The 13,549-nt window shown below is 70.4% G+C and carries 11 protein-coding genes; 10 read left to right on the top strand and 1 reads right to left on the bottom strand.

Annotated features, from left to right (window positions below; genetic code table 11):
* Positions 1 to 17 precede the first annotated feature (17 nt).
* The gene (locus tag VAB18032_RS27775; RefSeq protein ID WP_013736263.1) at positions 18 to 1,265 is read right to left on the bottom strand and encodes an SAM-dependent methyltransferase; all 1,248 of its coding nucleotides are present in this window, start codon (positions 1,263 to 1,265) and stop codon (positions 18 to 20) included.
* 144 nt (positions 1,266 to 1,409) lie between these two features.
* Here VAB18032_RS27775 and VAB18032_RS27770 point away from each other — a divergent pair, with 144 nt between their 5' ends.
* From VAB18032_RS27770 to VAB18032_RS27725, 10 genes are all read left to right on the top strand, one after another.
* Positions 1,410 to 2,366 carry a Rossmann-like and DUF2520 domain-containing protein gene (locus VAB18032_RS27770; RefSeq protein WP_013736262.1) on the top strand — a complete coding sequence of 319 codons (957 nt, stop codon included), beginning with the start codon at positions 1,410 to 1,412 and terminating at the stop codon, positions 2,364 to 2,366.
* Between the two features lie 26 nt (positions 2,367 to 2,392).
* Positions 2,393 to 3,241 carry a pantoate--beta-alanine ligase gene (gene panC, locus VAB18032_RS27765; protein WP_043725926.1) on the top strand — a complete coding sequence of 283 codons (849 nt, stop codon included), beginning with the start codon at positions 2,393 to 2,395 and terminating at the stop codon, positions 3,239 to 3,241.
* Positions 3,242 to 3,270: 29 nt separating this feature from the next.
* The gene (gene panD, locus VAB18032_RS27760) at positions 3,271 to 3,690 is read left to right on the top strand and encodes an aspartate 1-decarboxylase (RefSeq protein WP_013736260.1); all 420 of its coding nucleotides are present in this window, start codon (positions 3,271 to 3,273) and stop codon (positions 3,688 to 3,690) included.
* Between the two features lie 157 nt (positions 3,691 to 3,847).
* Positions 3,848 to 4,744, top strand: a complete 897-nt coding sequence (locus tag VAB18032_RS27755; RefSeq protein WP_013736259.1) for a septum formation family protein — start codon at positions 3,848 to 3,850, stop codon at positions 4,742 to 4,744.
* Between the two features lie 61 nt (positions 4,745 to 4,805).
* Positions 4,806 to 6,500 (top strand): L-aspartate oxidase, encoded by a 1,695-nt coding sequence (locus tag VAB18032_RS27750; protein ID WP_013736258.1) that lies wholly within the window; start codon positions 4,806 to 4,808, stop codon positions 6,498 to 6,500.
* 26 nt (positions 6,501 to 6,526) lie between these two features.
* On the top strand, positions 6,527 to 7,423 hold the full coding sequence (nadC, locus tag VAB18032_RS27745) for a carboxylating nicotinate-nucleotide diphosphorylase (protein ID WP_043725923.1): 897 nt from the start codon (positions 6,527 to 6,529) through the stop codon (positions 7,421 to 7,423).
* Positions 7,424 to 7,456: 33 nt separating this feature from the next.
* Positions 7,457 to 8,215, top strand: coding sequence for a type III pantothenate kinase (locus tag VAB18032_RS27740; protein ID WP_013736256.1), 759 nt, complete (start codon positions 7,457 to 7,459; stop codon positions 8,213 to 8,215).
* A 242-nt stretch (positions 8,216 to 8,457) separates the two neighbouring features.
* Entirely contained in the window at positions 8,458 to 9,966 is a 1,509-nt protein-coding gene (gene lysS, locus VAB18032_RS27735; RefSeq protein ID WP_013736255.1) for a lysine--tRNA ligase, read from the top strand.
* 114 nt (positions 9,967 to 10,080) lie between these two features.
* A complete protein-coding gene (locus VAB18032_RS27730) occupies positions 10,081 to 10,431 on the top strand; it encodes a histone-like nucleoid-structuring protein Lsr2 (protein ID WP_013736254.1) in 351 nt (116 codons plus the stop codon).
* Positions 10,432 to 10,888: 457 nt separating this feature from the next.
* The gene (locus tag VAB18032_RS27725) at positions 10,889 to 13,429 is read left to right on the top strand and encodes an ATP-dependent Clp protease ATP-binding subunit (RefSeq protein ID WP_013736253.1); all 2,541 of its coding nucleotides are present in this window, start codon (positions 10,889 to 10,891) and stop codon (positions 13,427 to 13,429) included.
* The last annotated feature ends 120 nt before the right edge of the window (positions 13,430 to 13,549 follow it).

Below are 13,549 nucleotides of genomic sequence, written 5' to 3'. Positions count from 1 at the left end.
GTGCCATGACCGGCCGGTCACGACGGCGCAGCGGTGTCGATCGGTCCGGCACACCCCGCCGGTAGCCGGTCCGCGGACAGGCCGACGGGCTGCCACAACCACCAGTGCCCGCCGAGCCCGGCCGCATCGGTCAGCTCGGCCGCCGCCGATGCCGCGGCCAACGCCCGCACATACCCGGCCGGGTCACTGACAGCCAGGCTCAGCGGCGGTCGCCCTCCGTCGGCCCCGAGCGCCCGCAGCCCGTCCCGCTGCGACCCCAGGAGGTACGCACACCGGGCGACCCGCTCACCGGCGGAGGCGACCGAGTCCATGGCCACGTGCGCGGTGACGTCACACGATCCGTCCGGCACCGGCGGCACCTGCCGCCCGGCCCGGTACCCGGTCAACGTCCCGTCGACCGGCCGCTCCGCACGCAGGTGCCCGTAGTCCACCGCCAACGCCAGCCCTCGTTCGACGTTGCCAACCGCGTCCGCCCAGGCTTCGTCCCTGTTCCTGCCGATCTCCACTCGTGCGTGCTCCGTGGGGGTTGCCCGGAAACCCGACTCGGTCGAGCTGTCACTGTCAGGTACGAGAGAGCTGGGCCACCAGGTGGAGAGCCAGTCGAGGTCTGCTCGGCTGAGCGGGTCGCCGATCGTCTCCTCGCCCGAGGTGGGGTCGACGAGGAGGTAGTGCCAGCCGTGCTGGGTGTGCACGGCGATGTCCAGGGGGACGTTGTCGAGCCACTCGGTGGCCAGCAGCAAGCCCGTGACGCCGGCGGGAATCCGGTCGGTCCAGGCGATCTCTTCGGGCAGGTCGTCGGGGCGTGCAGCCAGCTCGACGGCAGTGAACCGTACCCGCTGGGCCAACGGCACCCACCCGCCCACGGTGAGATCCGACGCGCAACTGTCGTCGCCGTACCCCGTCGTGGTTGTCAAAGGGTTGACGGGTGAGGGGCGGACGGTGGCCGTGGTGGTCGGGGTTTCCGGGGAGCCCACCCGCGCAGGGATCAAGCCTGACCGCCCGGAGCGGGTGGGCTCCCCGGAAACCCCCACCCCGACGAACAGCGCCCGAAGCAACTCACCTCGCCCCGCTCCCACATCCACCACGTCGAAGACGGAAGGATGACCGAGAACCCCGTCAAGGTGATGGATCAACCGGAGCAGCGCGTCAGCGAAGACCGGGGAAGCGTGCACGCTGGTGCGGAAGTGCGCCGCCGGCCCCGCACCCGAGACGAAGAAACCGTCGGTGCCGTAGAGCGCCCGCTCCATGGCCTGATGCCAGCGCATTGCCATCAGCTCAGCCCCCGCTTTCAGCGCTTCCACCGCACCGATTCAACGGCGGTGAACGATTTCACACATCCTTGTTTCGGATCCCCGTCGGCGACGCATACTTGCCTCGACCGGTACCCATCTCGAGGACTGGATCGTGACATGAGCGCACCGCTGCGCACGCGCCCGGCCGCCCGTCGACGGCCCGCGACCGTGCCATTCGCCACCATTCCCGCCGTGCTCACCGTCGGCATCGTCGGCGCTGGACGCGTCGGTGCCACGCTGGGGGCCGCACTCGCGGCCGTGGGTCACCGGGTGGTCGCCACCACCGGCAGTTCCGGGGCCTCGCAGGCGCGGGTGGCGCTGCTGCTGCCCACCGTCTCCCGCCGCGCGGCCGCCGAGGTCGCCCGGGCGGCCACCGATCTGCTGCTGATCGCGGTACCCGATGACGCCCTGGCCGGGGTGGTCGCCGGGCTCGCCGCCGAGGGGGCGTTGCGACCCGGCCAGGTGGTAGCGCACACGTCGGGGGCGCACGGCCTCGCGGTGCTGGCCCCGGCCGTCGCGGTCGGCGTCCGCCCGCTGGCGCTGCACCCGGCGATGACGTTCACCGGTACGCCCGACGACCTCAGCCGGCTGTCCGGCATCTCGTACGGGGTGACCGCGCCGGCCGAACTGCGCCCGTTGGCAGCCCGGTTGGTGGCGGATCTCGGCGGGGTGCCCGAGTGGATCGGGGAGGCCGACCGGCCGCTCTACCACGCGGCGCTGGCGCACGGCGCGAACCACCTGGTGACGCTGGTCAACGAGGCGGCCGACCGGCTGCGCGACGCCGGTGTGGCGCAGCCCGAGAAGGTGCTCGCCCCGCTGCTGCGGGCCGCGCTGGAGAACGCGCTGCGCCTCGGCGACGACGCGTTGACCGGCCCGGTCGCCCGGGGTGACGCGGGTACGGTCGCCCGGCACCTGACGCAGTTGACGGCCACCGCACCCGAATCGGTCCCCGCCTACCTGGCGTTGGCCCGGCGTACCGCCGACCGGGCGATGGCCGCCGGCCGACTGCGGCCGGTGGATGCCGAGCCGCTGCTCGGGGTACTCGACCGGGACCAGAGCGGGGTGGCGGCGTGAGCGGATTGGTGGACCAGATGGATCGCGTGACGAGGCTTGTGCACACCCGTGCCGAGTTGGCCGAGGCCCGGTCCGCCCTCACCGGAACGGTGGGGGTGGTGATGACCATGGGTGCTCTGCACGAGGGGCACGAGTCGTTGCTGCGGGCGGCCCGGGAGCGCGCCGATCACGTGATCGTGACGATCTTCGTGAACCCGCTCCAGTTCGGCCCGACCGAGGACTTCGACCGCTATCCCCGGACCCTCGACGCTGATCTCGAGGTGTGCCGACGGGCCGGTGCCGACCTGGTCTTCGCCCCGGCGGTGCCGGACATGTATCCCGGCGGCGCACCGCAGGTACGGCTCAACCCGGGTCCGCTCGGCGAGGACCTGGAAGGGCTGAGCCGCCCCGGCTTCTTCCACGGTGTGCTCACCGTGGTGCTGAAACTGCTCCAGCTCACCCGCCCCGACCTGACGTTCTTCGGGGAGAAGGACTACCAGCAGCTGACCCTGGTCCGGCGGATGTGCCGGGACCTGGACGTGCCGGTCGAGGTGGTCGGCGTACCCACCGTCCGGGAGTCCGACGGGTTGGCGCTGTCCAGCCGCAACCGCTACCTCTCCAGCGAGGAGCGGCAGGTGGCGCTCAGCCTGTCGCGGGCGCTGCGGGCCGGTGCCGAGGCCGCCGAGGCGGGCCGCGACGCCGGGGCGGTGCTGAGCGCCGCGCACGCCGCCTTCGGAGCCGGCGAGCCCGGTGCCCGGCTCGACTACCTGGTCCTCACCGACCCCGACCTGGAACCGGGGCCGGTGCAGGGGCCGGCCCGGCTGCTCGTCGCCGCCTGGGTGGGCCAGACCCGGCTGATCGACAACGCGCCCGTCCTGCTGCACCCGGCCTCCTGACCAGACACATCAGCGCGAAAGGCGTCCCGATGTACCGCACCATGCTCAAATCCAAGATCCACCGGGCCACGGTGACCCAGGCGGATCTGCACTACGTCGGGTCGGTGACCGTCGACGAGGACCTGCTCGACGCCGCCGACCTGCTGCCCGGCGAACAGGTGGCGATCGTCGACATCACCAACGGTGCCCGACTGGAGACGTACGTGATCCCGGGCCGGCGGGGCAGTGGCGTGATCGGCATCAACGGGGCGGCGGCGCACCTGGTGCACCCGGGTGACCTGGTCATCCTGATCTCGTACGGGCAGATGGACGACGCCGAGGCCCGCACGTACCGCCCCCGGGTGGTGCACGTCGACGCCGACAACAAGGTCGTCGACCTGGGTGCCGACCCGTCGACCGCCGCGCCCGGCACCGCCGGCAGCCCCCTCCCCAACCCGCTGGCGGTGTAAGGAAGGGCCCCTTCTTAACGCCTCGTGAGGTGAAAGGGCCCCTTGTTAACGCCTGCCTCCCGCAGTGCCCCGGAATCCGGTCTGTCACCGGAAGGTCATTTCTGGTTACGCTGTGACCGCCGTCGGGGGACGGCCGCTGGCTGGGGGAGGCGGCGTCATGCAGCGTGCGACGAGAACCCTGACCGCGGCCCTGGCCGTCGCGGCGGTGCTGGCGGGCTGCGGTGCGTCGCACGGGCTCGACGGCGACCTGACCGACGACTGGCCGGCCATGGCCGCGCCCGGCGCGTTCACCCCGGCGGCCGAGGTCTGCCACGAGGCGGACTTCGCCGACGCGGTGCCGGTGGCGGCGTACGCGCCGGTGGACTGCGCCACACCGCACCGGGTGGAGACGGTGCACGTCGGGGTCTTCACCGCCGAACGCAACGAACCGCCGCCGATCGCCTCACCCGAACTGCGTACCGCCTTCGCCGACTGTGACCAGCGGACCAACGGCTACGTCGGGGACAACTGGCGGGCCGGCCGGCTGCGACTGGCGGTGGCGGTGCCCTCCGGGGCCGGCTGGGCCGCCGGGTCGCGCTGGTACCGCTGCGACCTGATGGAGGTGACCACCGCCGAGGCGGGAGCCAAGGTGGTGACCCGCAGCGGCTCGCTGCGCAACGCCCTGCGGCCACCGTCACCGCTCTGGTTGGGGTGTCAACAGGCCCGTACCAATCGCTCCGGGGTGGTGCAGGCCCTGGTGCAGGTGGACTGCGCCGAGCGCCACAACGCCGAGTTCGCCGGGGTGTGGCAGGCACCTGACCGCCCGTACCCGGCGAACGGCGCGGAGTGGGCGCCGTTCTACGCCGGCTGTCGTACGGTCCTCGCCCGCTACGCCGGTCTGCCGGACAGCACCGACCTGCTCTACCGCACCGACCTGGTGGTCCGCCCGCCCAGCGCCGGTCGGTGGCGGGCCGGTGACCGGGGGGTGCGGTGCTACCTCTGGCTCAGTGACCGGCAGGTGACCGGCTCGCTCAAGGGGGCCGGTCCGGCCGGTCTGCCGGTTCGGACGAAGTAGCGGGAACCACTCGTCCCGCCCCCGCCGCCCGAGCCGAGTGACGTTCGGGTTGACTGAGGGGATGGAGCTACCGACCGTCGGCCTGCCGGCGCTGCCCCGCCTGCTGTCCGCTCCAGCGCCGGGTTGGGTGGAGACGACCGACGTGATCGTGGTCGGCTCCGGGGTGGCCGGGCTGACCGCCGCGTTGCACCTGCGCGAGGCCGGCCTGCACGTCACCGTGGTCACCAAGGTGAACATCGACGAGGGCTCGACCCGCTGGGCTCAGGGCGGCATCGCAGCGGTGCTCGACCCGGCGGACACCCCGGCGATGCACGCCTCCGACACCGAGATCGCCGGCGTCGGGCTCTGCGACCCGGCGGCGGTCGGTGTACTGGTGGAGGAGGGGCCGACCCGGCTGCGGGAACTCATCCGCATCGGCGCCGCCTTCGACCGCAACCCCGACGGCTCGTTGATGCTGACCCGGGAAGGCGGGCACCGGGCGGACCGGATCGTGCACGCCGGCGGCGACGCGACCGGCGCTGAGGTCCAGCGGGCCCTGCACGAGGCGGTCCGCCGCGACCCGTGGATCCGGTTGGTCGAGCACGCGCTGGTCTTGGATCTGCTCCGCGCCCCCGGTGACGGCCCCGACGGGCTCGGCAGGGCCTGCGGCATCACCCTGCACGTGCTCGGTGAGGGCAGCGAGGACGGCGTGGGCGCCATCCTGAGCCGGGCCGTGGTGCTGGCCACCGGCGGGATGGGGCAGGTCTTCGCGGCGACCACCAACCCCGCGGTCTCCACCGGTGACGGGGTGGCCCTGGCCATGCGGGCCGGTGCCGCGGTCACCGACGTGGAGTTCGTGCAGTTCCACCCGACCGCGCTGATCGTGCCCGAGCAGGCCCGTACGCCCGGCGACGGCCACGCCCAGCAGCCGCTGGTCTCCGAGGCGCTGCGGGGCGAGGGCGCGCACCTGGTGGACGCCGACGGCAAGCGGTTCATGCTCGGTCAGCACGAACTGGCGGAGCTGGCCCCCCGGGACGTGGTGGCCAAGGGCATCCACCGGGTGCTGCTGGCCACCGGTGCCGACCACGTCTACCTCGACGCCCGCCATCTCGGCGGCGACTTCCTGGCTCGCCGGTTTCCCACCATCGTCGCCTCCTGCCTGGCCATCGGCGTGGATCCGGGCGTGGATCTGATCCCGGTGGCGCCCGCCGCCCACTACGCCTCGGGCGGCGTCCGTACCGATCTGCACGGTCGCACCTCCATCCCCGGCCTGTACGCCTGCGGCGAGGTCGCCTGCACCGGCGTGCACGGCGCGAACCGGCTGGCCAGCAACTCACTGCTGGAAGGGCTGGTCTTCTCCCGGCGGATCGCCGACCACATCGCCGCCGGACTGCCCGAGCAGGCCCGCCCGGCGGAGACCGGGGCCTGGCGCGGTGGCGACGGCTGGGTGCTGCCGGCTGCGGCCACACCCGTCCTGCAACGGGCGATGACCCGGGGCGCGGGCGTGCTCCGCTCGTCGGCGACGCTCGCCGGGACCGCCGCCGAACTGGTCGAGCTGGGTGCGGGTCGCGGTACGCCTCGTACCGCCGACTGGGAGGCGACGAACCTGCTGACGGTGGCGACGATGCTTGTCGCTGCGGCGTACGCCCGGCAGGAGACCCGGGGCTGTCACTGGCGGGAGGACCACCCGTCGGCCGATGCGCGGTGGCACGGCCACCTGGTCGGCGCGATCGGGACGCAGAACCGGCTGGCCATGCGGTGGGAGGAGACACGATGAACGACAACGGTGCCGCGGGGGTGGGCATGAGCGCGGCGACTCAGACACTGCTGCGCGCGGCCGGGCTGGCGCCCGAGCAGGTGCGCCGGATCATCGAGACCGCGCTGGTCGAGGATCTCGGCCCGGACCTGCTCGACGTCACAAGCGTGGCGACCATCCCGGCGACGCAGACCGACACCGTCGACGTGGTGGCTCGGGCCGACGGGGTGGTGGCCGGGCTGGCCGTGGCCGCCGCCGTCTTCGAGCTGGCCGACGAGCTGACCGGCGGTGGTCGTACCGTCGAGGTGTCCGTGGTGGCCCGCGACGGCGATCGGGTGGCCCGCGGCGACGTGCTGGCGACGGTGACCGGCCCCACCCGGGTGCTGCTCACCGCCGAACGCACCGCGCTCAACCTGCTCAGCCGGATGTCCGGGGTGGCCACCCACACCCGGGCCTGGGCGGACGCCCTGGCCGGCAGCAAGGCGATGGTCCTGGACACCCGCAAGACCACGCCGGGCCTGCGGATGCTGGAGAAGTACGCGGTCCGCGCGGGCGGCGGCACGAACAAGCGGATGGGCCTGTACGACGTCGCCATGATCAAGGACAACCACAAGTACGCCGCCGGCGGGATCACGGCGGCCTACCGGCGGGTCCGCGATACCTTCCCGGACGTACCGGTGCAGGTGGAGGTGGACACCCTCGCCGAGGCGGTGGAGGCGGTCGAGGCCGGCGCGAAGTTCCTGCTGCTGGACAACATGTCCCCGCAGCTGCTCACCGAGGTGGTGGCGGCCGTCGGTGACCGCGCCGAGCTGGAGGCGACCGGCGGGCTGACCCTCGCCGACGCCGCCGAGGTCGGGGCGACCGGCGTGGACTTCCTCTCCGTCGGCGCGCTCACCCACTCCTCGCCGATCCTGGACATCGCTCTGGACCTGCGTACGGAGTGAGCCCCGCAGGACCGGCCGTCTAGGCTGCGTGGCGTGCTGCTCTGCATCGACATCGGGAACACCAACACCGTGCTGGCGACCTTCGACGGCGACCAGTTGGTGCACTCCTGGCGGATCAAGACCGACGCCCGCTCGACCGCCGACGAGCTGGGGCTGATGTTCCGAGGGTTGCTCGCCGGAGACGCCGTCGAGATCACCGGGGTGGCGGCCTGCTCGACCGTGCCGGCCGCGCTGCGGTCGCTGCGGACCATGCTGACCCGCTACTACGGGGAACTGCCGAGCGTGATCGTGGAGCCGGGGGTACGCACCGGCGTGCAACTGGCCATCGACAACCCGAAGGAGGTCGGCTCCGACCGGGTGGTGAACACGCTGGCCGCGTACACCCTCTACGGCGGCCCGTCGATCGTGGTCGACTTCGGCACCACCACCAACTTCGACGTGATCAGCGGTCGTGGTGAGTTCCTCGGCGGCGCGTTCGCGCCGGGCATCGAGATCTCCTTCGACGCGCTGGCGGCCCGCGCCGCCCAACTCCGCAAGGTCGAGGCGACCAAGCCGCGGTCGGTGATCGGCAAGAACACCGTGGAGTGTTTGCAGGCCGGGCTCTACTTCGGCTTCGCCGGGCAGGTGGACCGGATCGTCGAGCGGATGGCCGAGGAGATGGGCGAGCTGAAGGCGGTGATCGCCACGGGTGGGCTGGCGCCGTTGGTGCTCAACGAGTGCCGGACGATCACCCATCACGAGCCGATGATCACGTTGATGGGGTTGCGCATGGTCTATGAGCGGAACGTCTGATCTGTTGTGGGTGGGGTTTCCGGGCAGCCCGACCGGCTCCGGGCGGTCAGGCTTGATCCCTGCGCCGGTCGGGCTGCCCGGAAACCCCTCGGTGCGTGGGGTTCAGCCGTTCCTTGCGGGCTTCTCCAAGGGGTGGTGGTGGGGTTGGTCATGGGGGCGGGTTATCCGGTAACGGGGGTTCGGGGGCTTGAGTACGCTCTGGGCTTGACCCCGTCCGAATTCTCCCTCTGAGGAAGCGTGCCGTGACCCAGCAGAGCCCCGTGCCAGTCGACCCCGCCGACGACCTTCCCGAGCAGATGAAGGTCCGCCGGGAGAAGCGGGAGCGGATGCTCGCCGACGGGGTCGAGCCCTACCCGGTCAGCTTCCCGCGCACCAGCAGCCTCGCCGAGGTGCGGGAGCGCTACGCGGAACTGCCCACCGACACGGCGACCGGCGACCGGGTCTCGGTCACCGGCCGGGTGATCTTCGTACGGAACACCGGCAAGCTCTGCTTCGCCACTCTGCGGGACGGCGACGGCACGGAACTGCAGGCCATGCTGTCGCTGGACCGGGTCGGCGCGGAGCGGCTGGACGACTGGAAGCGCCTGATCGACCTCGGGGACCTGGTCGGCATCACCGGCGAGGTGATCACCAGCCGGCGGGGTGAGCTGTCGGTGCTCGCCGAGGAGTGGGCGGTCACCGCCAAGGCCCTGCGCCCGCTGCCGGTGGCGCACAAGCCACTCAGTGAGGAAGCCCGGGTACGGCAGCGTTACGTCGACCTGATCGTCCGCCCTCAGGCGCGCCAGATGGTGCGTACCCGGGCGGCTGCGGTGCGCAGTCTGCGCGATTTGCTGCACGACAAGGGATTCATCGAGGTCGAGACCCCGATGCTTCAGTTGCTGCACGGCGGTGCGGCGGCCCGGCCTTTCGTGACCCACAGCAATGCACTCGACACCGACCTGTATCTACGAATCGCGCCGGAACTTTTTCTCAAGCGCGCTGTGGTGGGTGGCGTCGAGCGGGTGTTCGAGATCAACCGTAACTTCCGTAATGAGGGCATCGACTCTTCGCACTCACCGGAGTTCGCGATGCTCGAGGCGTACCAGGCGTACGGCGACTACAACACGATGGCCGAGTTGACCCGGAATCTCATACAGCAGGCGGCGATCGCGGCAACCGGGTCGACCGTGGTGACGCACGCCGACGGTCAGGAGTTCGACCTGGGCGGCGAGTGGCGTTCGGTGAGCCTCTTCGGTGTGCTTTCCGATGCGCTCGGCGAGGAGGTCACGGTCCGCACCGAACGGGCCCGTCTCGTCGAGTACGCGGACAAGGTCGGCGTAAGCGTCGACCCCAAGTGGGGGCCGGGCAAGTTGGCCGAGGAGTTGTTCGAGGAGTTGGTCGTGCCCGGGCTTCAGGCACCCACTTTCGTGCGCGACTATCCGGAGGAGACCAGCCCGCTGACCCGTGGACATCGCAGTGAGCCGGGCGTGGCCGAGAAGTGGGACCTGTATGTGTTCGGGTTCGAGTTGGCCACCGCGTACTCGGAGTTGGTCGATCCGGTGGTGCAGCGGGAACGGCTGCTCGCCCAGGCGCAACTGGCCGCTCGTGGCGACGATGAGGCGATGCGGCTGGACGAGGACTTTCTCCGGGCCATGGAGTATGGAATGCCGCCGGCCGGTGGCATGGGAATGGGAATCGATCGACTCCTGATGGCGCTGACCGGCCTGGGAATTCGGGAAACCATCCTGTTCCCGTTGGTTCGCCCGGAGTAGTCGTACGGAACTCGTCGGCTCGTTACCGCGTCCTATTGACGTGACAAGCATCTGACAGGTTATTGTTGCTGTCGCAGATGGCAGTATCAGCCCTGCTCGAAAGGAATGTGGGACGTGGCCAAGCAGATCATTCACAAGCTGGTCGATGACCTGGACGGCGGGGACGCGGACGAGACCGTCAAGTTCGCCCTCGACGGCGTTCAGTACGAGATCGACCTGTCGAGTTCCAACGCCGACAAATTGCGTGATGCATTCGCGCAGTACATCGCGCACGGCACCAAGGTGGGCCGTGGCGGTGTGGTCGTCGGTGGGCGCGCCGCCCGTGGTCGGGGTGGAGCCACCGCCGACCGCGAGCAGAACAAGGCCATCCGGGCCTGGGCGCGCAAGGCCGGCAAGGACATCTCCGACCGGGGTCGCATCCCGCAGGAGATCGTCGACGAGTACCACGCCAAGGCGGGGCACTGAGACGACTCCTGCGAAGGTCATCGGCCGACGCCGGCCCGGAGGAACATTCCGGGCCGGCGTCGGCGTCGTTTCCGGCCCGGCCGCGGGGACTAAAGCCGACGGGTCGGGCGTTGTCCACAGCCGGTGGATGTGTTGTCCACACCCTGTGGATGGCGTCGGAAGGGATGCCGTCCGGTCTCCGGGGCCCCTCCGTGCATGGTTCCGGTGGCTTGCGGCTGTCCGCCGAATTTCGCTCTGCGCGTACAGACCCCCCGCCCGGAACACCCGCTGAGCGCGGAGGGTTGTGCAAAACGACGCGTACCGGGCCCACCGCGCAGACACACGAGGTCAGCCGAGCCGGTTCGCGGCGATAGAGTAATGAGGCGCGGACGCCCGTCCCGGGCGCTCGCGCACCGGCCCCGCCGAGAGTCTTGACCACCAAGATCGAGTGCGCACGGCACGTGAGGAGCACGAGGGCATGTTCGAGCGGTTCACCGACCGAGCGCGACGGGTTGTCGTCCTGGCCCAAGAAGAGGCCCGGATGCTCAACCACAACTACATCGGTACGGAACACATCCTGTTGGGCCTGATCCACGAGGGTGAGGGCGTCGCGGCCAAGGCCCTGGAGAGCCTCGGGATCTCCCTGGAGGGCGTCCGCCAGCAGGTGGAGGAGATCATCGGCCAGGGCCAGCAGGCACCGAGCGGGCACATCCCGTTCACGCCGCGGGCCAAGAAGGTGCTGGAGCTGTCGCTGCGCGAGGCGCTGCAGCTCGGCCACAACTACATCGGCACCGAGCACATCCTGCTCGGCCTGATCCGCGAGGGCGAGGGTGTCGCCGCCCAGGTGCTGGTCAAGCTCGGCGCCGACCTGAACCGGGTCCGCCAGCAGGTCATCCAGCTGCTCTCCGGCTACCAGGGCAAGGAGCCGGCCGCGGCAGGCACCGCGCCGGGTGAGGCCGCGCCGTCGACCAGCCTGGTGCTGGACCAGTTCGGCCGGAACCTGACCCAGGCGGCCCGCGAGGGCAAGCTCGACCCGGTGATCGGGCGCGAGAAGGAAATCGAGCGGGTGATGCAGGTGCTCTCCCGCCGTACCAAGAACAACCCGGTCCTGATCGGTGAGCCCGGCGTCGGCAAGACCGCCGTGGTCGAGGGGCTGTCCCAGAAGATCATCAAGGGCGAGGTGCCCGAGACGCTCAAGGACAAGCAGCTCTACACGCTCGACCTGGGCGCGCTGGTGGCCGGCTCCCGTTACCGCGGTGACTTCGAGGAGCGCCTGAAGAAGGTACTCAAGGAGATCCGCACCCGCGGCGACATCATCCTGTTCATCGACGAGATCCACACCCTGGTGGGTGCGGGTGCCGCCGAGGGCGCGATCGACGCGGCGAGCATCCTCAAGCCGATGCTGGCCCGTGGCGAGCTGCAGACCATCGGCGCGACCACCCTCGACGAGTACCGCAAGCACCTGGAGAAGGACGCGGCGCTGGAGCGCCGGTTCCAGCCGATCCAGGTGGGTGAGCCGTCGCTGGCGCACACCATCGAGATCCTCAAGGGCCTGCGCGACCGCTACGAGGCGCACCACCGGGTCAGCATCACCGACGCCGCGCTGGTGGCTGCCGCGACGCTTGCCGACCGGTACATCTCCGACCGGTTCCTGCCGGACAAGGCGATCGACCTCATCGACGAGGCGGGTGCCCGGATGCGGATCCGCCGGATGACCGCGCCGCCAGACCTGCGTGACTTCGACGAGCGCATCGCCCAGGTGCGTCGCGACAAGGAGTCCGCGATCGACGCGCAGGACTTCGAGCGCGCCGCCCAGCTGCGCGACAAGGAGAAGCAGCTGCTGGGCCAGAAGGCGCAGCGGGAGAAGGAGTGGAAGGCCGGTGACCTGGACGTCGTCAGCGAGGTCGACGACGAGCAGATCGCCGAGGTGCTGGGCAACTGGACGGGCATCCCGGTCTACAAGCTGACCGAGGAGGAGACCTCGCGCCTGCTGCGCATGGAGGACGAGCTGCACAAGCGCGTCATCGGCCAGGAGGACGCGGTCAAGGCGGTCTCGAAGGCGATCCGGCGTACCCGCGCCGGTCTGAAGGACCCGAAGCGCCCGTCGGGCTCGTTCATCTTCGCCGGCCCGTCCGGTGTGGGTAAGACCGAGCTGTCCAAGGCGCTCGCCGAGTTCCTGTTCGGCAGCGAGGACGCCCTCATCCAGCTGGACATGTCGGAGTTCCACGACCGCTACACGGTCTCCCGGCTCGTCGGCGCCCCGCCCGGGTACGTCGGCTACGACGAGGGTGGCCAGCTGACCGAGAAGGTGCGGCGTCGGCCGTTCTCGGTGGTGCTCTTCGACGAGATCGAGAAGGCCCACCCGGACGTGTTCAACACGCTGCTCCAGATCCTGGAGGACGGTCGGCTCACCGACGGTCAGGGTCGGATCGTGGACTTCAAGAACACGGTCATCATCCTGACCACCAACCTGGGCACCCGGGACGTGGCCAAGGCGGTCTCGCTCGGGTTCCAGGCCTCGGAGGACTCCGAGTCGAACTACGACCGGATGAAGCAGAAGGTCAACGACGAGCTCAAGCAGCACTTCCGGCCTGAGTTCCTCAACCGGATCGACGACACCATCGTCTTCCACCAGCTGCGTCAGCAGGAGATCCTGTCGATCGTCGACATCATGATCGCCCGCATCGAGACCCAGCTGCGGAACAAGGACATGGGTCTTGAGCTGACCGACAACGCCAAGAAGTACCTGGCTGCCAAGGGCTTCGACCCGGTGCTGGGCGCGCGGCCGCTGCGCCGCACGATCCAGCGCGACATCGAGGACAACCTCTCCGAGCGGATCCTGTTCAACGAGCTGATCCCGGGTCAGATCGTGGTGGTGGACTGCGAGGGCGACCCGAACGACATCGACAAGTCCAAGCTCGTCTTCAAGGGCTCCGAGCGCCCGGTCGACGTGCCGGACGCCGTCCCGGCTGATCTCGGTGGCACCGCTACCACCGGTGCGGACGAGACAGCAGCCTGAGTCCTACCAGCTCACATCGACGCCGGCCCGGTGGCATCTGCCACCGGGCCGGCGTGTTTCTGCGGCGCGGCATCGAAACCGGATTCTGATCCGGCACCCGTCTCATACCGGACAAAATGA

The organism is Micromonospora maris AB-18-032, from assembly GCF_000204155.1.
GTDB lineage: Bacteria > Actinomycetota > Actinomycetes > Mycobacteriales > Micromonosporaceae > Micromonospora > Micromonospora gifhornensis.
This window is presented reverse-complemented; position numbering and strand designations above follow the sequence as displayed.

Bases quoted from the DNA above. Each gene is read 5' to 3' on its own strand.
- VAB18032_RS27750 (WP_013736258.1), top strand. From the start codon at position 4,806: ATGGAGCTACCGACCGTCGGCCTGCCGGCGCTGCCCCGCCTGCTGTCC.
- panD (WP_013736260.1), top strand. From the start codon at position 3,271: ATGTACCGCACCATGCTCAAATCCAAGATCCACCGGGCCACGGTGACC.
- VAB18032_RS27725 (WP_013736253.1), top strand. From the start codon at position 10,889: ATGTTCGAGCGGTTCACCGACCGAGCGCGACGGGTTGTCGTCCTGGCC.
- VAB18032_RS27755 (WP_013736259.1), top strand. From the start codon at position 3,848: ATGCAGCGTGCGACGAGAACCCTGACCGCGGCCCTGGCCGTCGCGGCG.
- nadC (WP_043725923.1), top strand. From the start codon at position 6,527: ATGAGCGCGGCGACTCAGACACTGCTGCGCGCGGCCGGGCTGGCGCCC.
- VAB18032_RS27770 (WP_013736262.1), top strand. From the start codon at position 1,410: ATGAGCGCACCGCTGCGCACGCGCCCGGCCGCCCGTCGACGGCCCGCG.
- VAB18032_RS27775 (WP_013736263.1), bottom strand. From the start codon at position 1,265: ATGCGCTGGCATCAGGCCATGGAGCGGGCGCTCTACGGCACCGACGGT.